The sequence below is a fragment of the Xylanimonas protaetiae genome (genome assembly GCF_004135385.1).
GTDB lineage: Bacteria > Actinomycetota > Actinomycetes > Actinomycetales > Cellulomonadaceae > Xylanimonas > Xylanimonas protaetiae.
Genome location: NZ_CP035493.1, coordinates 2,683,926 through 2,701,393, shown reverse-complemented (window position 1 = coordinate 2,701,393; position 17,468 = coordinate 2,683,926). Strand labels below are relative to the sequence as shown.

Sequence of the window (17,468 nt, the reverse complement as noted above, 5' to 3'; positions counted from 1 at the left end):
CTGAGTGCGGTGTCCCGCCGGGCGCGGGACACCGCACTCGCCGTCCTGGCCGGGCACACCTGTCGCCGAGGAGAGCCAGACCATGACCGACATCGAGCAGCTCGTCCCCTGGACCTCGCAGGAGGGTTCGCGCCGTGTGCGCGCCCTGTTCCTGCGCTGCTTCGGCGACCACCTCGCCGCCTCGACGACGGCCGGCGTGTGGTCCGCGCCGGGCCGCGTCAACGTGACCGGCGAGCACACGGACTACAACGCCGGGCTGTGCCTTCCCGTCGTGCTGCCCCACCGGACGTTCGTCGCTCTGCGGCGTCGCGACGACGACCTCGTGCGAGTGGTCTCGGCGCAGACCGACGCGCCGTGGAGCGGACGCCTGGACGAGGTCGGCCCGGGTCGCGTCTCCGGCTGGGGCGCCTACGTCGCCGGGGTGGTCTGGGCGCTGCGCGCCGCCGGCTTCCCCGTCGGCGGCTTCGACGCCGCGGTCGACTCGTGCGTCCCGTTCGGTGCCTCGCTCTCGAGCTCGGCCGCTCTCGAGTGCGCCGTGGCGGTGGCCCTCGACGACGTCTTCGACCTGGGGCTCGCCGGCAGCCGTCCCAGGCGGGTCGTGCTCGTCGACGCCTGCGTCCGGGCCGAGAACGAGATCGCCGGCGCCGCGACGGGTGGGCTCGACCAGTCGGCCTCCCTGCTCTGCCAGGCGGGCGAGGCGCTGCTGCTCGACTTCCGTCCGGGGCTCGCGCCCGAGGAGCGCGCGACGCCCGTCCTGTTCGACCTCGCCTCGGCCGGTCCCTCGCTGCTGGTGATCGACACGCGCGCACCGCACCGGCTGGTGGACGGGCAGTACGCGTCCCGGCGCAGGGCGTGCGAGGACGCCGCAGCCTTGCTCGGCGTGCCGTCGCTGCGCTCGGTCGCGCCGGGTGACCTGGAGGACGCGCTCGCGCAGCTCGCTCCCCACGACGAGGACGGCGTGCTCCGGCACCGTGAGCAGATGACCGACCTCGGCGGCCCCTGCCGCACCCTCTGTCTAGGCGCGACGCCACCGCCTTGATCGGCGTCACGGCTGTGCTCGCCGGGCACGAGCTAGAGCCGACACCGGGCCCATGGCGTGGTGCGGTTTCCGCCCTCCCTTACTCGCAGGCGATGCCGTCCTTGTCGCGGTCCATCGCCAAGCGGTACCCAGGGTCGCCTGAGTATAGGGGGGCTGCACCGGCGGCACGAACGTCGCTGCAGTTCGCGTAGTAGACGGGCGCCTCGGGCTCGGTGGACGAGTTGTGGTCCGGAACGGTGACCGGCGGAGCAGCGATCGTGCCCGAGCCGGACGACGAACCGGAGGACGACGTCGTCGAGACCTTAACTCCGTCGGGCAGCGGTTCGTCCGGGCACCCGGACAGCACGCGGATCATGGCGTCACGCTCCGCCGTCGTCACCCACAGGCCGTAGTGGGCCTTGACCGCGACCTGGCGGGCGACGTACCTGCACCGGAACGCCTTGTTTGGCGGCAGCCACGTGGCGGCGTCACCGGCGCCCTTGGACTGGTTGAGCGACCCGTCCGAGGCAAGGAGGTTGAGGGGGTCGTTAGCGAACGCCTCGCGTTTGGTGGCATCCCACTGCTGGGCGCCCTTCTGCCAAGCGTCCGCAAGGGCGACGACGTGGTCGATCTGGACGAGCGAGCTCTTCTCGCCTCGCTCGAACTCGATGGTCTCGCCCGAGTACGGATCGGCGAACGTGCCGGCCAACACTACGCAGCCCTGGGTCCCCGCCTTGAAAGACTCGTCGACCAGGTCGCGCTTGAGGATGTCGTTCCGAGTGTCGCAGCCATTGTGGTCGACGTCGGTCCAGGCCGGGCCGAACTCCTCGCGCTCGTACCCTGTCATTGGTGCGCGGCCTTTGAAGGTCAGCATCGCGACGGCAGCCAGCGCGGTACCCCTCTCGGCGCCCTCGGGGTCGACGGACGGCGACGGGCTGGACGTGTGCATCGGCGTCCGGGAGGCCGTCGGAGTCGGGCTCGTCCCCGTGGCGGACAGCGTCGACGACGCCGCGATGGGCGTCGTGGACGGCTGCGCACCCGCCGCCTCGCCGTCGGACGCCAATGCACTCGAGGCGCCCGCGAAGACCATCGTGACCACCAGCAGAACGGACGCGCGGCGGCGACGCAAGCGGCCCCACCAGGTACGGGTGGTGAGCACTCCCCAGCCGGCGCTCAGCGCCAGGTAAACGCAGGCGAGGGCCAGCGCGCTCGCCCACCCGTCGGTGAGCCCGAGGAGGGTAATAAGCACGAGGCCGACGATGCCCACCCAGAAGGCGGGACGATAGCGCACGTTGGTGGAAGTGGTCATGGTCCTGTCATGTCGGCGTCGAGGTTCCTTGCCGGAGCGCTGCACGCGGTCTCCTGGCGGACCGGAGGCTAGCGGACCTGCGACGACGCTCGTCAGGTGGTCCGTCGACCCGGTCGAATTGCGCAGAGTTTCACCCGACGCATAGCAGAGAAGAGACGCCTGCCGACAGCCTCTTTGGGGTGATTTTTCATATCACGTTGGCAAACGGGTGAAACGGTCTTTGCGCGCTTGTTGCCAGGTCTCGCGGCCTGCTACGTTCACGCCGCTTATCACCGTTCTGGAGCCTCGGGGGCGCTCATGTCGACACCAACCACCACTCCGGCGCCGACCCTCATCCTTGAGGCCCCGGCGGCGGCACCTCGTGTCACGGACGCGCAGGCGGTCGCCACGATTGCTGCACAGAACCCGGAGCTCGCCGCGCAGCAGTCGGAGTCCGAGCGCAAGGCCGCCGTCCTCGTGACGGAGATCGCAGCGCTCGACCCGCAGTCGCCGGCTTTCGCCCAGAAGGTCACGGCGATCAGCTCGCTCGGCGACGGCGACATCCGCAGCTCCGCGCTGGCCTCCAACCGCATGCTCGAACGGCCGGCCGCGCAGGCGAGCGACTCCAGCCCGCAGGGCAAGGTGGGCACCACGCTCGTCGAACTGCGGCACACAGTGACCGACCTCGACCCGAACCGGGCCGACCTCTCCGGCGTCAAGAAGGTCCTCAAGTTCCTCCCGGGCGGCAACAAGATCGACCGCTACTTCTCCAAGTACCAGTCGGCTCAGGCGCACCTCGACGCGATCATCCGCTCGCTGGCCTCCGGCCAGGACGAGCTGCGAAAGGACAACGCGGCCATCGAGGTCGAACGCTCCCGCATGTGGGAGACCATGAAGAAGCTCGGCGAGGTCAAGGTGGACCTCGAGGCGCTCGACGCTGCGGTGAGCGACAAGATCGCGCAGCTCGAGTACGCGGGTGACACGCAGACTGCGGAGGCGCTGCGCTCGGACGTCCTGTTCGCCGTCCGCCAGCGCACCCAGGACGTCATGACCCAGATGGCCGTCTCCGTCCAGGGCTACCTGGCGATGGACCTTGTCCGCAAGAACAACCTCGAGCTGATCCGTGGCGTCGACCGCGCGCAGAACACGACGATCGCCGCCCTGCGCACGGCCGTCATCGTCTCGCAGGCCCTGGGCCAGCAGAAGCTCGTCCTCGACCAGGTCAACGCCCTCAACTCCACGACGAGCAACCTCATCGAGGCGACGTCGATGCAGCTGCGCCAGCAGGGTGCGGCCATCCAGCAGCAGGCGGCGCAGAGCACGCTCGAGATCAGCAAGCTGCAAGCCGCGTTCGACAACGTCTTCGCGACGATGGACGCCATCGACGAGTTCCGCTCGCAGGCGACCGAGTCGATGGCGGCGACAATCTCCACGCTCGAGCAGCAGGTGGCCCGCGCCAAGCCCTACGTGGAGCGGGCCCAGCGCTCTATCGCCGGATGAGCACATCCGGCCCGCAACCGGCGCCCAGCGCCCCCGGGGTCGTCTCGCGCCTGGTCTCCCGGCTACGCAGCCAGGTCGCAGAGCCGGTCACGGCACGCGTGCAGGCGGCCGCCGAGGAGCCCGACTCTCCGGCAGCGCTCGTGCGGCAGGTCGCGACCGTCGAGAAGGCCGTCGACCAGAGCTCCGGTGCGCTGCCCCCCGAGGCCACGGTGCTCGCACGCCTGGTGACAGACGGCGCACGGCAGATCCTCCGATCTGGGTCGGACGGCGGCCTGGACATCCACGCACGCATCTCCCTGGCCGCGGTGCTGCGCGACTACCTGCCCACGACGATCGCGCGATATCTCGATGCCGCGCGATCGTCCGAGGTGATCGACGTCGAGCGGCAGCTCGTCGAGCAGCTCGGGCTGATGAGGCAGTCCGTCCTGGAGACGCTTGCGGCCGTGCTCGACGATGACGTGCGCGCGCTCGAGGTCCAGGGTGCGTTCCTGCGCACGAAGTTCGCGGCGGCAGACCTGTGACCCCGGCGCTGGCACGCGGCGCGAACGTCGCGCTCACCCGGGAACTGCCTGATCTGCGGCAGGTCGTCGTCGGCATCTCCTGGGACCCTCGCACCGACCCCGCGCTCGCCGACAACGTGCGTCTGGCAGCCGTGCTGTGCGGTCCTGGCGGGACGGCTCGCGGCGACGACGACCTCGTGTTCTTCAACCAGCTCGTCTCCGCCGACCTGTCCGTGGCGGTCACCGACGACGCCGGACCGGGCGACATCGAGCAGATCGAGGTCGACCTGCGGCTCGTTCCGGGGGGCATCGAGCGTGCCGCGTTCGTGCTCTACCTCAACGAGGGCAGCCCCAAGCGCCGCACGCTCACCCAGCTGCGGTCCTGCGTCGTCCGCGTGCTCGACGGGGAAACCGGCTCGACCATCGTGCGTTCAGTCGACCTCGTCAACGAGCTCACGACCGAGACCGCCGTGATCCTCGGCGAGCTGTACCGGCACCGCGACGACTGGAAGTTCCGCGTCGTGGGGCAGGGTCATGCCGACGGCATGACGGGTCTGGCGCGCCAGTTCGGGCTGCCGGCATGACCGCCGCCCGCCCGCTCACGCCCGGCCACGTCCGTGACGACCTCACATTCCTCCGCCGCCGAGTCCTGGCCCGGCCCCTTGCTGCCCCGCCCGTACTCAGCGTCCTGCCGCCGACGCCCGTCGCGACGACCTACCCGACCGCCCCCGCTGCGCCGATGTTCCCGGCAACCGCTCCTGCCACGCCTGACGCCGTTCGAGCGCCGGTCGTGCCACGAACCACGCGGCGCCCTCCGGCACCGCTGCTCACGGGAGTGCCCGTGCTTGGCGCGAGCGAGCGCCGCCGTCTCACGGACGTCGACCCCGTCGTCATGCTCGGCCGGATCGCGAGCGCGACCGGCGCCCTGAGCGTGCGGATCCTAGCCTCCACCCCGGCATCAATCGCACTCGCCTACTCCTCGCGAGGCGTCCAGGGCGTTCTCGCGCCGGGCCTCGAAGAGCACGGGCCTGACACCGCGCACCCGCGCGTCAGCTTGACCTCCGGCACCGCACGCATCGACCTCGGGCACGTCGACGAGCTGACCCGGTTCGCGGTCGTCGTGCGTGATGCCCGCGGCACTCTCGTCGCCACGACGGCGTTCGGGAGCCAGGTCAGCGTCGACCTCGAGAGCGCACCGACGGGCCAGATCGTCGCCCTCACCGGGCACGTCGTCGGGGGAGCGCTCGTGCTCCGTGCCGAGCTGCGCCACGTACCCGGGTCGCTGCGAGACGCCATCACCGCGTTTGGGTTCAACCAGGTCGCCTGGGCGTCCGGAGACCAGCCCTTGCCACCCCACCACTCGTAAAAGAGAAAGGAACTACCGCATGAGTGTCAGCCTCACCAAGGGCGGCAACATCTCCCTCGAGAAGGTCGCACCCGGGATGACCCACGCCTGCGTCGGACTGGGCTGGGACCCTCGCACCACGGACGGCGCGCCGTTCGACCTCGACGCCTCAGCGGTGCTGCTCGGCGTCGATGGCAAGGCCGTCTCAGCCCAAATCCACCGCTCGGCGGCTGTCCGGGTGGGTCTGTCTTGTGCCCGAGAGCCGCGGGTGTGGCCGCTGATCTGCGAAAATGGGTACCTCTGGCATGGACTGGTCCGCGGTGAAGCCCTGTCACCTTGTGGGTGAAGAGGCTTCGGGCAGGCGATCGCGGCACTGGCGGTGCGGCAGGCTCTCGCCTCAGGTTGCCCAGTCGCTCTTGACGGATCATCTGAAGGCCGAGGTCGACCAGCGCGAGCGGACAACTGGCTGACCGCCACCGCGCCCGAGCGATCTCCCGCTTGTCGAACCGTTCGGTCAGCGTCAGCACGGCATCGGGCGGGCCGCGTGTCGGAGACTCGACCATGCTCCGTTCGATGCGCCGTCCGCCCATCCGCCTTCCTCGACTCGCCGCAGCCCTGCTTGTTCTGTGCACGCTGTCGTTCGGTCTTGCCTCCCCTGCGGCGGCATCTGCGCCGGAAGTGATGCCCTTGAGTTCGGCTTCGTGTGCTGCCGGTCGCTTCTGCCTGTGGTCGGGCAGCATGTATGCCGGTACGTTCTACGGCACGACTGGCAACCAGAACGTGACTGGATTGTCGAGCGCAAAGTCGGTGTGGAACCGGTCTGGGCGAGCCGTCCGCGTGTTCTCGGGTGCTGCGGGCACCGGCACGTCCCAGTGCTTCGCGGCCGGGGTGCAGTCTGCGTCGGTGTCGGTGCCCGCCGGATCGGTGCGGTTCTTGACCACGACGTCGTGCTAGATCGCTTCCGTCACGGCCCTGGTCCTCAGACTGAGTTCGACGGTTTCGAGGAGTTTGCGCGTTGCGTGTACTCCTGTCTTCACGGGTACGTGCTGCGCCAGGTCGGCCCGAACGATGTCGACGACGTCGTCTCTGAGGCACTCACGGTGGCGTGGCGTCGCTGGGGCGACCGCCCGCCAACGGGGGACCGGTGCCGGGCGTGGGTGTTCGGGATCGCCCACAAGAAGGTCCTCGAGTTGTACCGCGCCCGCGACCGGGACCGGTGCGTCGTGGATGCCGTCGCGGCCCAGCCGCCTGGCGCGTCTGCGGCCGTCGACGACGTCGTGGCCACGGACCGGGTGCAGCGCTGGCTCGGCGAGTTGCCAGTGCATGAACGGGCGTCGGTGTACCTGGTGGCGATCTGCGGGTTCACCCTCGCCGAGGTGGGGATGATCCTGGGGCACCCGACCTCGACGATCAGTGCGCGGGTCACCCGCGCGCTGCGGCGGATGCGCCCGCTCGCCGACACCGAGATGGCATCCGGCGACACCGAGATGGCGCTGGTCAACACGCAGATGGAAGGGAGCGGTCGTGGCCTCGGACGATGAGCAGGTTGTCGCCGAGCTGCGCGCGCTCCTTCGCGAGCAAGGCGTGTTGCCGTTGCCTGCCGAGCACCTCCCGGACCCCGACGACGTCGAGCGGATGCTGTGGCGGATCCGGGCCGCCGATCGGCGCCGCAAGGTCACGCGGGGGCGTGGCTGGCGTCGGCGGCCGCCGTGGTGACTGCGGTCACGCTCGCGATGACCATGGTGTTCGGGTCGGCTCCTGCGATGGCGTTCCCGGCGCCCCTGGAGTACACCATCGCTACCCCGCAGGGCGCGGCTGATGCTCCCGGCGCACACGAGGAGCTCCGCGAGGCGGCGCTAGCCGCACGGAACTACCCGCTGTCGGGCACGGGCGACGTGCACTATGTCGCACGTTCGGGATGGCTGATGTCCGTGGACGCGGGCGACGACGTCGAGGCCGACCTGGTCCCGACCGTCACGCAAATGTGGCTGGGACCAGACGGGTCGGCCCGCATGGACCAGTCACGCGGCGCCCCCCTCGACCTGGACGGTCTGCTCAAGTCGACCGACACCCCAGCACCGGGTGTCCTGGAGTCCACCGACACCGCCGAAGCAGGGACCTTCGACCCGCACCTGCCCGACACGCTGCCCCGCGACCCGCAGACCCTTCGAGTAGCCCTCCTGGACCGTTCGGCGTTGCCTGCCACCGCAAGCGCTGCGGAGCGAGCCTGGACACTCGCCGCCCAGATCGCGGACCTTCATGGTCTTTACGTCATCCCGTCCGACCTCGCCGCCGCCATGTGGGAGGTCCTCGCCGACGAGCCCGCTGTCCGTCTCCTCGGGCTCACCACGGCACGCGACGGGCGACCCGCTCACGGGTTCGCCATCGCCTGGGACCGGCCCGACACGGGCGCGCACCAGGTCTTCGTGCTCCACGTCTCGACGACCACCGGTCAGCTCATTGGCACCGAGACCATCACCGTCACCGACCCGGCACTCGACGTCACGGAACCCACGGTGACCGGGTTCGAGGTCTGGCTGAGCACCGGGATGGTCGACACGATCGGGACACCCGGCCCGTGATGTGACGCACGCCATACGGAATCCTGCGTAAATCCGAGGCCCAGATGTCACGTACAGGGTGAGCGGGCCAACCGGCCACGCTCACACCGGGTCAGATACCCGGCGTCACTCGGCAAGGAGGGACAGCAATGAGCACCATCAAGAGACCGCTGCTCCGCACGACCGTGGCGGCTTGCATCGCAGCCGCCGGAGTCGTGCTGAGCACCGCGCCGGCACAGGCGGCGTACACCGACTGCGCCAGCGGGTACGCGTGCATGTGGCAGTCGACGAGCTACTCCGGAAGCCCCAACTCGTCGTTCTCGATGGAAGTCAAACTCTCCACCTCCCGCAACAAGATCAACTCCATCGTCAACAACGGCACCAAGAAGATGGCGTACTTCTACGACAACTTGGACTACAGCGGAGCCGTCGTCTTCCTGGGCAACCCGGTGATCGGGGGCCAGTGGCGGGATCCGAACCTCTCGAACGGGACGGACGCGACCCCGATCGCGTTCGCCAACCGGATCGAGTCTGCCCGGTTCCAGTAGGAGTCGGCCCAGGAAGAGGACAAGCAAAGACATGACACGGCACAAAGTCCCGGCCATTCTCGTGATGGCTGGGGCTCTGCTCGCAGGCGGTCTGATCACCGCGTGCGAGCAGAGTCCCGCATCGAGCAGCGAAGCTCTCACGGCCCAAGAGGTGGCGGCCCGCTACGGCTATGACATCGACCGTGAGACGACAACCCCCGTGTACGCGCTGGTCCCGCAGTTTCGTGATCCTGACGACATCTACGCCCGGGAGTTGCTCGGACGCGAGTGCCTGGCCGGGGTGGTCGAGTACCGTCCCTCTCGGCCCGGTGAGGACACGAACCCCACATTCGACGAACGCACGATGCAGATCGTGTTCACCGAGGAGATCGCACAGCAGTTCGGCTACCCGCAACTACGGACGATCCCGCAGCCCGACACTGCCATACCTGACTCGGTCACGATCACCGCTGAGATTCAGGCCCGGATGGTCGAGTGCGGGCAGCGAGCCGATGAGCGACTTGGCGTCGCTCCGCAGCGACTGCTCAACGCCATCGAAGCCACGGCCTGGATGGGGGTCGAGGACGACGACGCTGTGGCTCAGGCGACCACCCGATGGCGCGAGTGCATGGCTCCCGTTGGCCTGATCGACCTTCCGGATCGGCCTCAGCTCATGCCTACTGACTCGATCAGGAACGCTGCATCGCCGACGGGTCAGGACGAGTCGGACAGCGGTTCGGTCGCTGCCTCCGAGTGGGAACGCGGCATCGCAGTAGCTGACGCGCACTGCCGCACTACAAGCGGATACGACCGGGCGGTGCACGTCTCGCGGACAACCGCGGAACTGGCGGCCATCGGCGCCGACATCGAGGGGTTCGAGGCTGCCCGCGCGGAGTATGTCGAGTATCAGAAGGGCGTCGACGCCGTCATTGCGGAGCTCGGTGGTTGAGCTGTGGGCGACCCGGGCGGGCCCTGTCGGCGTGACGAGGGAGAGTTGAGTGCGTAGGTGGTTGGTGGCGCTCTTGGCGCTCGTCGTTGTCGGGGTGGGGGCGTGGGCTGCGGCGGCCCGCTTGGAGTCGCCTGATCAGGCGGCGGCGAACGCTCAGCCGCCTGCCCCGGCCCCGCTGACTGCCGTCGTGCGGGCCGGGTACTTGCACGGCGCGGTCACGATCGCGGTGACGGTGGAGCCGCAGCAGGTGCGTTCGCAGGTGGCGCCTGCGGCGCTCACGGGAGTGGTCACCGCCCAGGTGGTCGCCCCTGGTGATGTGCTGCGGCCCGGTGCTCCTGTACTGCGGGTGGATGGTCGGCCGTTGTTCGTGCTGCCGGGCGACTTCCCGTTGTACCGCGACATCGAGCCGGGTGATCAAGGCGATGATGTCGCCGCGTTGCAGGAAGGGCTGCGTGCTGCCGGGTTCTTCGCGGGGCGCACCGACGGGAGTTACGGGCCGCGGACGCAGGCGGCGGTCAAGGCGATGTACCAGGCTGCGGGGTACGAGGTGCCGCGGGCCACTGTGGAGGTCCCCGTCCCGCCCGCCGCTGACCCTCAAGCCGGCGCTGCGGCGGGCGGCGGCGACGCCGCGGAGGCCGAGGGCGTTCCGGCTGACGCCGTCCCGGCCGACGTCCCGGACCCGGCCGGGACGCGCACGGTGCCGGGCGGGCCGCGGGTGCTGCGCTCTGAGGTGCTCATGGTTGGCGGGCTGCCCGCGACGGTGCGGTCGTTGGCCGCTGTGGGCTCACAGCTGGCTGAAGGTGCCGCGGTCTTCGACGTCACCGTCGGGGACCTTGTCCTTGCCACGACCGTGCCGGGGGCGTCGGCTGGTGTGCTCGCTGTCGGTGCCGAGGCCGTGTTCGCCGGCGACGAGGGGGATGCCAGGGCGAGTGTCACGGCTATCGACCACGACGCGGAGACTGGTGATGCGCGCATCGTGCTGACCGTGTCCGAGGGCGTCATCAGTGCGGGCATCACCTACACGGTGACCATCGAGAACCCCGCAGGTGAGGATGAGGCCGGGTTGCTCGTGCCTGTGACCGCCGTCGTCTCGCGCGGCGGGGTGTCCAGCGTGTACGTCGCCGACGGGGACTCGTTCCGGGAGGTGGCCGTGACGGTCGCGGGGCAACAGGGCGGGGTGGCCGCGGTGGAGGCGCTCGACCCGGATGCCGGGCTGGTAGCGGGGGCGAGCGTGCGGATCGGCCCGGAAGCCGCAGGTGCTCCCGCGGACACGGCGGACGCCACCGATGGGTGAGGCACGCGGCGCCGACCTCGGCGAGGGTTGCCGCCAGGTACGGGCGGTGGACCAGGCGAGCGAAGCACTGATCCGGCTCGACGGTGTCACACGGCGCTTCGGGCAGGACACGGTCGCGCTGGACCGCGTGAGCCTGACAATCGCCCCTGGTGAGACCGTGGCGATCGTGGGGCGCTCGGGCAGCGGGAAGAGCACTCTGCTCAACATCCTCGGCCTGCTCGACGCCCCGGACGAGGGCACGGTCGTCGTCGACGGGCAGCCGCTGACCCGCACCGACGACGCGACCCGCACCGCGTGGCGGGCGGCGGCGCTCGGGTTCGTCTTCCAGCGCTCGCACCTCATCGGCGGGCTCAGCGTCCGCGAGAACGTCGCACTCGGGCTGCGCTACGCCGCCACCTGGGACGGCGACGAACGATCCCTCACCTCCCGCGTCGACGCCGCACTGGCCGACGTCGACCTCGGCCACCGCGCCGACGCGCGCGCCTCGACCCTGTCCGGTGGGGAGATGCAGCGGGCAGCCATCGCGCGCACGCTGGTGCGCGGAGCCCGGCTGTGGCTGGCCGACGAGCCCACCGGGAACCTCGACACCACGCAGTCCGCCGAGATCATCGAGCTGCTGCGCCTGCGCGCCCGCCAGCACGGCGCAGCGCTCGTCGTCGTCACCCATGAGCCCGACATCGCCGCCCTGCTGGACCGTGTGATCACGCTCAGCGACGGACGGGTGGTGTCGGACACCGGTGACCGCACCGGGGGCGCGCGGCACGAGAAGGTGCTGGCCTCATCGGGCGTCGTCCCCGAGCGCCACGCGGCCCTGCCCGCCGGTGCGAGAACGTCTCGCAGGATCCGTCGGCAGGTCGCCCGCACGGCACGCTTCGTGCGGCAGGGCTTCGCGGCGGGGCCGGGACGGACGCGGGCCGGGATGCTCGCCGCTGCCCTCGCCGTCGCCCTCACGGTGACCGCACTCGGGCTCTCGCAGAGCGCGGCCACCCAGGTCACGGCCATGTTCGACGCTCGCCGCGCCTCGCAGGTGACCGCGACGTTCACCCACGACACCGGCACCCCGCGCTGGGACCTCGACATCGACTCGGTGCGCGCCTTCCCCGGCGTGACGGCAGCCGAGCGGTGGCGGCAATGGGACTTCATCGCGATGAGCAACGGCGAGGTAGCCGCCACCGACGCCCAGCTCAACGCCGTCGACGCGACCCCGGCGTCGGGCTCGGACGCGCGGATCCGCTGGGCCACCTCGGCCGACACGCATCTGCGGCCCGGGGAGGTCGTGCTCGGCAAAGTCCTGGCCGAACGGCTCGGCGTCACACAGCTCGACCTCAGCCCCGAGATCACCATCGCCGGCCAACGGCTGCGCGTGTCCGGGATCCTCACCGAAGCCCGTCCCGGGACCGCCGTCGGCGCCGCCTTCGTCACCCCGGACACCGTCTCCGGGCTGCCACCGTCCTACACCACCACGGTGTTCGCCCTCACCGAGCCCGGCGCCGCCAGCCTGCTCGCCACCCGGATCGGCCTGCTCGCCGACCCCTTCGAAGAGCATCGCCTGACCGTCGACCCCGTACTCGGCGCAGACGCCTACCGCGGCCAGCTCGAAGCATCGGTGTCCGTGGCCCTGCAGGTGCTGGCCGTCGTCGCGTCCCTCGCCGGACTCGCCGGGGTGGTCCTCGTCAACATCTTGTCGGTGACGAGCCGAATCCCGGAGTTCGGGCTACGCCGAGCACTGGGATCCAGGCGCGGCGAACTCGTCGGGCTGGTCGTCGCCGAATGCGGGGTGCTCGGGCTGCTCGGTGCCGGACTCGGGTTCGCGGTCGGGTTCGCCGCCATCATGGTCGTCACCGCCGTCGCCCGCTGGCAGCCGGTCTTCGACCCCAAGTTGGCGCTCATCCCCCTCGCCGCGGTGCTTGTCTTCTCGCTCGCCGCTGCGTCCTTCCCGGCCGTCATCGCCGCCCGCACCCAGCCCGCCGACGCCGTCCGCATCTGACCGTCGAACCGGACGGATTGCGTTAGCTTCAGCCCCGATCCGCGGCGGGTCCGTGGACGGTGTGGCGCGCCGGGCCTAGATCGCCGGAGTGCCCCGCTGACTGGGATGATGTTGGTTGCGAAGACAGCATCAGTCCAAGCAGAGGGGCACCCGGTAAGTGAGAGCATGCCACGGCGTCGTGCCGGTGTTCGACGATCCCAAACTCGTGTCCGCAGCAGGCCTGGTACCGGTGCTGGAACTGGCCGAGTCGGCCGGGTTGTCCGAGGCGATCGACGAGGCGTGCACGCTGCCGGCCGCGAACCTGGCGGCGAAGGTGCGCACGGTGGTTGCGGGGATGCTGGCCGGGGCGGACAGCATCGATGACCTGAACCTGCTGCGCGCGGGTGGCACCGCCCGGGTGCTGGGTCCGGTGCGGGCGCCGTCGACGATCGGGACTTTCCTGCGTTCGTTCACCCACGGGCACGTGCTGCAACTGCACGCCGCGCACCGTCGCCTGCTGGGCGGGCTTGCCGCGAAGGTCCCCGCCCTGGTCGGGGAGGACGACCTGGTGTTCGTCGACGTGGACGACACGATCCGCGAGGTCCACGGGTACGCCAAGGATGGTGCCGGGTTCGGGTATTCCGGGGTGCGCGGGCTGAACGCGATGATCACGACGATCAGCACGCCGTCCACGGCGCCGCTGATCGCGGAGTGCTCGCTGCGTCAGGGGTCGACGAGGTCGGGCAAGAGCGCCGACTGGCACCTCAAGCGAACCCTGACGACCGTCAAGGCGGTGACCGGCCCCGCCCAGCGGGTGTGGGTGCGCGGGGACTCCGCGTTCGCCACGGCCAAGAACGTCGCAGCCGCGCTCAAGGCGGGGGCGTGGTTCTCCTTCACGATCCCGGCGTGGAGGACCGTGACCACGGCGATCTCCCAGATCCCCGAGCAGGCGTGGACCGCGATCCAGTACCCGAACGCGATCCTCGACGAGGAGACCGGGCAGTGGGTCTCCGAGGCCGAGGTCGCCGAGACCTCGTTCACCGCGTTCGTCTCCAAGAAGAAGTCCGAGCAGGTGGTCTGCCGGCTGGTCGTGCGGCGTGTGAAGCGGCTCGGGCAGGCGCCCGCCACCGGGCAGGGCGAACTGTTCGACGTCTACCGCCACCACGCCTTCATCACCAACACCACCCTGCCCGCGGTAGAAGCAGACCGGTATCACCGAGGGCATGCGATCGTCGAGCAGGTCATCGCCGAGCTCAAGGCCGGCCCCCTGGCCCACCTGCCCTCGGGGAAGTTCGCCGCGAACGCCGCCTGGCTCGCCTTCGCGGTCATGGCGTTCAACATCTCCCGCGCCGCGGCCGTCGCCGCCGGCACGGGCAAGGCCCGCATGGCCACCATGCTCCGCACGATCATCTCCACCCCGGCCCGCCTCGCGGCCACCGGGAGGCGGCTGGTCATGCACCTCCCCGACCGGTGGCCCTGGCAGGCCGCGTGGACCAGCCTGTGGGACCACGCCGTCGGCCCACCCGCCCCAGCAACGTCCTGACCACCCAGCCCCGACGGGCACGACCGGAGAACCGCAGTGGAAGAGCCGTCCAGAGCGGCGGGTTCCGCACGCCCATCTCCGGTTATCCACAACCACGCTCCCCGAAACGCCACCGACGACCATCAAGAACCATCGACGGTGGATTCAGGCTCAGACCTGCACTTCGTCTTCTACAACAACCTCGAGGACCCCAGCGGTGCCGTCGTGCACCAGGGCGACAACCTGACCGGCGTCGGCGACGGGGACGACGAGACGATCAACGTCGACCTCAGCGGTGTCGAGCCGCAGGTCGAGCGGATCGTCTTCGTGGTCAGCATCCACGACGCGATCGCCCGCAGACAGAACTTCGGCCAGGTCTCCGACTCGTTCATCCGGGTCTACGACGGCGACGACCCGTGGAACGAGGCCAAGGTCGTCCGCTTCGATCTTGGCGAGGACGCGTCCACCGAGACTGCCCTCGTCTTCGGCGAGCTGTACCGGCACAACGGCGAGTGGAAGTTCCGCGCGATCGGCCAGGGCTACACGACCGGCCTCGCCGGTGTCATCGCCGACTACGGCCTCAACGCGAGCTGACAAGGAGCCGAACCATGACCATCAACCTCAGCAAGGGCGGGAACATCTCGCTCGCCAAGGTCTCCCCAGGGCTGCGCCGCGCCGCCGTCGGGCTGGGCTGGAACCCGCGCACCACGGACGGAGCCGCCTTCGACCTGGACGCCTCGGCGATCGTCGTCGACGGCGACGGCAAGGCGCTGTCCGATTCGCACTTCGTCTTCTACAACAACCCCGGTGATCCGAGCGGCGCCGTCAAGCACCTGGGTGACAACCGCACCGGTGACGGCGAAGGCGACGACGAGTCGCTCACCGTCGACCTGACGGCCCTTCCCGAGCAGGCCCAGCGGGTCGTCTTTCTGGCGAGCATCGACCAGGCCGACGTCCGCAGGCAGACGTTCGGCCAGGTCTCGGCCGCGTACATCCGGGTCTACGACGCCGAGCACCCCGATGACGCCGAGGCGCAGGCTCGTTTCGACCTGGGCGAGGACGCGTCGACCGAGACCGCCCTCATCTTCGGTGAGCTGTACCGGCACAACGGCGAGTGGAAGTTCCGGGCCATCGGCCAGGGCTACACCACCGGGCTCGCGGGCGTGCTGTCCGACTTCGGCCTCCTCGCCGGCTGATCCGCCACTCACCGGAAGAGAACCATGGACACCCTTCGCCACTTCAAGTGGGACCTCGTCGTCCTTCTTGCCGCGCTCGTCGTCGCCTTCGTCTACCAGGGCTGGGGCGCCGTCTGGCTAGCCGCGATCCTCATCGTCGTCGAGATCGTGTTCTCGTTCGACAACGCCGCCGTCAACGCCAAGTACCTCGCGCGCATGAACGCGTTCTGGCAGCGCATCTTTCTGACCGTGGGCGTGCTCGTCGCCGTCTTCGGCATGCGCCTGATCTTCCCCTTCGTCATCGTCTGCGTGACGGGTCAGATCAGCCCTGCCGAAGCCGTGCGCCTCGCCGTCGAGAAGGGCAACCCGCACGAGCCCGGGACGTACGGTTACCTGCTGGAGCAGGCGCACCCGAGCATCGCCGCCTTCGGTGGGATGTTCCTGTTGATGCTGTTCCTGGACTTCCTCTTCGACACTGAGCGTGAGTCGACCTGGCTGTCCTGGCTTGAGAAGCCGCTGCAACGTGTCGGCAAGGTGGACCAGCTGTCCGCCGTCGTCGCCGGCGCCGGCCTGTTGCTCGCTGCGCAGTTCCTCGTGGGTCCCGAGGAGAGGGCCACGGTGCTGTTCGCCGGGCTGTTGGGCATCGTCGTGTACATCGCGGTCAACGGGTTGGCGGCCGTGATGGAGGACCAGGAGGCGGCGAAGGCCGAGAGGTTCGAGCAGTCGGCGCCGGCGGGCTCGCAGGTCCTGCTCGCAGGCAAGGCGGCATTCTCGCTGTTTATGTTCCTCGAGGTTCTCGACGCGACGTTCTCGTTTGACGGCGTCATCGGCGCGTTTGCCATCACCCCGGACCCGATCATCATCGCGCTGGGCCTCGGCGTCGGTGCCCTGTTCGTGCGGTCCATGACGGTGTACCTGGTCCGCAAGGGCACGCTCGCGGAGTACCGCTACCTCGAGCACGGCGCCCACTGGGCCATCGGCATGCTGGCCGTGCTGCTGGTGCTGACCCTCTCGTTCGACATCCCCGACGTCGTGATCGGGCTCGTCGGCCTCGTGTTTATCGCGGCGGCCTGGGTCTCGTCCGTCGTCGCGAACAGGAACGAGCTCGACGCGCTGGACGAGTTGGACGACCTGCTGACCGGCATCGCTGAGCCAGTCGACGCCTCCAAGTAAGGAAGGAACCACCATGGCAATCACGCTGGCCAAGGGCCAGACCATCAACCTGGCCAAGCCCACCACCGGTGCGGGTCTCACGAAGGTCCGTATGGGCCTGGGCTGGGACACCAAGACCGTCGAGAAGCGGTCACTGTTCGGCGGCACCCGATTGGTGCAGAAGGCGATCGATCTCGACGCCTCCGCGCTGCTCGTGGGTGGCGGGCAGGTACGTGAGATCGTCTACTTCGGTCAACTTCGCTCGAAGGACGCGTCGATCCAGCACACCGGCGACAACCTCACCGGGGCGGGCGACGGCGACGACGAGTCGATCACCGTCGACCTGACCCGGGTCTCGTCGTGGGTCGAGCACATCGTGTTCACGGTGAACTCGTACAGCGGCCAGCCGTTCACGGACATCGACAACGCATTCGTACGTGTCGTCGACTCCACCGACCGCGACTCCGAGCTCGGCCGGTTCACGCTCACCGGCTCCGGACTGCACACGGCGCTCGTCATGGCGCGTGTCTCGCGCACGCCTGCAGGGTGGACGTTCACGGCGATCGGTACCCCGGGCCAGGGCCGGACCGCGAACCAGCTCATCCCGCTAGCGCTGCAGTCGCTCTGACGTTCCGTCGCGGGCGCTCGCCGACACGCGGTCGGCGGGCGCC

At 69.7% G+C, this 17,468-nt stretch carries 20 protein-coding genes; 19 read left to right on the top strand and 1 reads right to left on the bottom strand.

Annotation, left to right across the window (positions count from 1 at the left end; all coding sequences use genetic code 11):
• The first annotated feature begins 82 nt into the window (after positions 1-82).
• Positions 83-1,039: a galactokinase gene (locus ET471_RS12500; RefSeq protein WP_129188780.1), complete on the top strand. Its 957-nt coding sequence runs from the start codon at positions 83-85 to the stop codon at positions 1,037-1,039.
• A 79-nt stretch (positions 1,040-1,118) separates the two neighbouring features.
• Here ET471_RS12500 and ET471_RS12495 read toward each other — a convergent pair whose 3' ends face one another.
• Positions 1,119-2,327, bottom strand: coding sequence for a GmrSD restriction endonuclease domain-containing protein (locus ET471_RS12495; protein WP_242496281.1), 1,209 nt, complete (start codon positions 2,325-2,327; stop codon positions 1,119-1,121).
• Positions 2,328-2,624: 297 nt separating this feature from the next.
• On the opposite strand from ET471_RS12495, the gene ET471_RS12490 reads away from it, so the two are divergent.
• The 18 genes from ET471_RS12490 to ET471_RS12405 all read left to right on the top strand — a co-directional run bounded on the left by ET471_RS12490 (position 2,625) and on the right by ET471_RS12405 (position 17,425).
• Positions 2,625-3,806 carry a toxic anion resistance protein gene (locus tag ET471_RS12490; protein WP_129188778.1) on the top strand — a complete coding sequence of 394 codons (1,182 nt, stop codon included), beginning with the start codon at positions 2,625-2,627 and terminating at the stop codon, positions 3,804-3,806.
• Positions 3,803-4,327, top strand: coding sequence for a hypothetical protein (locus tag ET471_RS12485; protein WP_129188776.1), 525 nt, complete (start codon positions 3,803-3,805; stop codon positions 4,325-4,327). Before ET471_RS12490 ends, ET471_RS12485 begins: the two co-directional genes overlap by 4 nt.
• A complete protein-coding gene (locus tag ET471_RS12480; protein ID WP_129188774.1) occupies positions 4,324-4,890 on the top strand; it encodes a TerD family protein in 567 nt (188 codons plus the stop codon). The genes ET471_RS12485 and ET471_RS12480 overlap by 4 nt, the downstream gene beginning before the upstream one ends.
• 257 nt (positions 4,891-5,147) lie before the next feature.
• Positions 5,148-5,672, top strand: coding sequence for a hypothetical protein (locus ET471_RS12475; protein ID WP_129188773.1), 525 nt, complete (start codon positions 5,148-5,150; stop codon positions 5,670-5,672).
• A gap of 19 nt (positions 5,673-5,691) precedes the next feature.
• Positions 5,692-5,997 (top strand): TerD family protein, encoded by a 306-nt coding sequence (locus tag ET471_RS18855; protein WP_129188771.1) that lies wholly within the window; start codon positions 5,692-5,694, stop codon positions 5,995-5,997.
• Between the two features lie 215 nt (positions 5,998-6,212).
• Positions 6,213-6,605, top strand: a complete 393-nt coding sequence (locus tag ET471_RS19140; RefSeq protein ID WP_129186041.1) for a peptidase inhibitor family I36 protein — start codon at positions 6,213-6,215, stop codon at positions 6,603-6,605.
• 65 nt (positions 6,606-6,670) lie between these two features.
• The gene (locus ET471_RS18045; RefSeq protein ID WP_162616409.1) at positions 6,671-7,192 is read left to right on the top strand and encodes an RNA polymerase sigma factor; all 522 of its coding nucleotides are present in this window, start codon (positions 6,671-6,673) and stop codon (positions 7,190-7,192) included.
• Positions 7,176-7,367, top strand: coding sequence for a hypothetical protein (locus ET471_RS12455; RefSeq protein ID WP_129188767.1), 192 nt, complete (start codon positions 7,176-7,178; stop codon positions 7,365-7,367). Before ET471_RS18045 ends, ET471_RS12455 begins: the two co-directional genes overlap by 17 nt.
• Complete coding sequence (locus ET471_RS12450; RefSeq protein ID WP_129188765.1) at positions 7,361-8,233, top strand: hypothetical protein; 873 nt, start codon at positions 7,361-7,363, stop codon at positions 8,231-8,233. Before ET471_RS12455 ends, ET471_RS12450 begins: the two co-directional genes overlap by 7 nt.
• 128 nt (positions 8,234-8,361) lie before the next feature.
• Complete coding sequence (locus ET471_RS12445; protein ID WP_129186045.1) at positions 8,362-8,760, top strand: peptidase inhibitor family I36 protein; 399 nt, start codon at positions 8,362-8,364, stop codon at positions 8,758-8,760.
• A gap of 64 nt (positions 8,761-8,824) precedes the next feature.
• Complete coding sequence (locus tag ET471_RS12440) at positions 8,825-9,688, top strand: hypothetical protein (RefSeq protein WP_129186046.1); 864 nt, start codon at positions 8,825-8,827, stop codon at positions 9,686-9,688.
• A 121-nt stretch (positions 9,689-9,809) separates the two neighbouring features.
• Positions 9,810-10,982, top strand: coding sequence for a peptidoglycan-binding protein (locus ET471_RS12435; protein WP_165350333.1), 1,173 nt, complete (start codon positions 9,810-9,812; stop codon positions 10,980-10,982).
• Positions 10,975-12,969 carry an ABC transporter ATP-binding protein/permease gene (locus tag ET471_RS12430; protein WP_129186048.1) on the top strand — a complete coding sequence of 665 codons (1,995 nt, stop codon included), beginning with the start codon at positions 10,975-10,977 and terminating at the stop codon, positions 12,967-12,969. The genes ET471_RS12435 and ET471_RS12430 overlap by 8 nt, the downstream gene beginning before the upstream one ends.
• Positions 12,970-13,126: 157 nt before the next feature.
• Positions 13,127-14,491 carry an IS1380 family transposase gene (locus tag ET471_RS12425; RefSeq protein ID WP_425356557.1) on the top strand — a complete coding sequence of 455 codons (1,365 nt, stop codon included), beginning with the start codon at positions 13,127-13,129 and terminating at the stop codon, positions 14,489-14,491.
• Between the two features lie 138 nt (positions 14,492-14,629).
• Entirely contained in the window at positions 14,630-15,064 is a 435-nt protein-coding gene (locus ET471_RS12420) for a TerD family protein (RefSeq protein WP_280949864.1), read from the top strand.
• A gap of 14 nt (positions 15,065-15,078) precedes the next feature.
• The gene (locus ET471_RS12415) at positions 15,079-15,666 is read left to right on the top strand and encodes a TerD family protein (protein ID WP_129188761.1); all 588 of its coding nucleotides are present in this window, start codon (positions 15,079-15,081) and stop codon (positions 15,664-15,666) included.
• A 24-nt stretch (positions 15,667-15,690) separates the two neighbouring features.
• The gene (locus tag ET471_RS12410) at positions 15,691-16,818 is read left to right on the top strand and encodes a DUF475 domain-containing protein (RefSeq protein ID WP_129188759.1); all 1,128 of its coding nucleotides are present in this window, start codon (positions 15,691-15,693) and stop codon (positions 16,816-16,818) included.
• Between the two features lie 13 nt (positions 16,819-16,831).
• A complete protein-coding gene (locus ET471_RS12405) occupies positions 16,832-17,425 on the top strand; it encodes a TerD family protein (RefSeq protein ID WP_129188757.1) in 594 nt (197 codons plus the stop codon).
• Positions 17,426-17,468 lie beyond the last annotated feature (43 nt).

Excerpts from the sequence above, each read along its gene's own strand:
- ET471_RS12500 (WP_129188780.1), top strand. The coding sequence starts at position 83 with ATGACCGACATCGAGCAGCTCGTCCCCTGGACCTCGCAGGAGGGTTCG.
- ET471_RS12495 (WP_242496281.1), bottom strand. The coding sequence starts at position 2,327 with ATGACCACTTCCACCAACGTGCGCTATCGTCCCGCCTTCTGGGTGGGC.
- ET471_RS12490 (WP_129188778.1), top strand. The coding sequence starts at position 2,625 with ATGTCGACACCAACCACCACTCCGGCGCCGACCCTCATCCTTGAGGCC.
- ET471_RS12485 (WP_129188776.1), top strand. The coding sequence starts at position 3,803 with ATGAGCACATCCGGCCCGCAACCGGCGCCCAGCGCCCCCGGGGTCGTC.
- ET471_RS18855 (WP_129188771.1), top strand. The coding sequence starts at position 5,692 with ATGAGTGTCAGCCTCACCAAGGGCGGCAACATCTCCCTCGAGAAGGTC.
- ET471_RS19140 (WP_129186041.1), top strand. The coding sequence starts at position 6,213 with ATGCTCCGTTCGATGCGCCGTCCGCCCATCCGCCTTCCTCGACTCGCC.
- ET471_RS12445 (WP_129186045.1), top strand. The coding sequence starts at position 8,362 with ATGAGCACCATCAAGAGACCGCTGCTCCGCACGACCGTGGCGGCTTGC.
- ET471_RS12440 (WP_129186046.1), top strand. The coding sequence starts at position 8,825 with ATGGCTGGGGCTCTGCTCGCAGGCGGTCTGATCACCGCGTGCGAGCAG.
- ET471_RS12430 (WP_129186048.1), top strand. The coding sequence starts at position 10,975 with ATGGGTGAGGCACGCGGCGCCGACCTCGGCGAGGGTTGCCGCCAGGTA.
- ET471_RS12415 (WP_129188761.1), top strand. The coding sequence starts at position 15,079 with ATGACCATCAACCTCAGCAAGGGCGGGAACATCTCGCTCGCCAAGGTC.
- ET471_RS12410 (WP_129188759.1), top strand. The coding sequence starts at position 15,691 with ATGGACACCCTTCGCCACTTCAAGTGGGACCTCGTCGTCCTTCTTGCC.
- ET471_RS12405 (WP_129188757.1), top strand. The coding sequence starts at position 16,832 with ATGGCAATCACGCTGGCCAAGGGCCAGACCATCAACCTGGCCAAGCCC.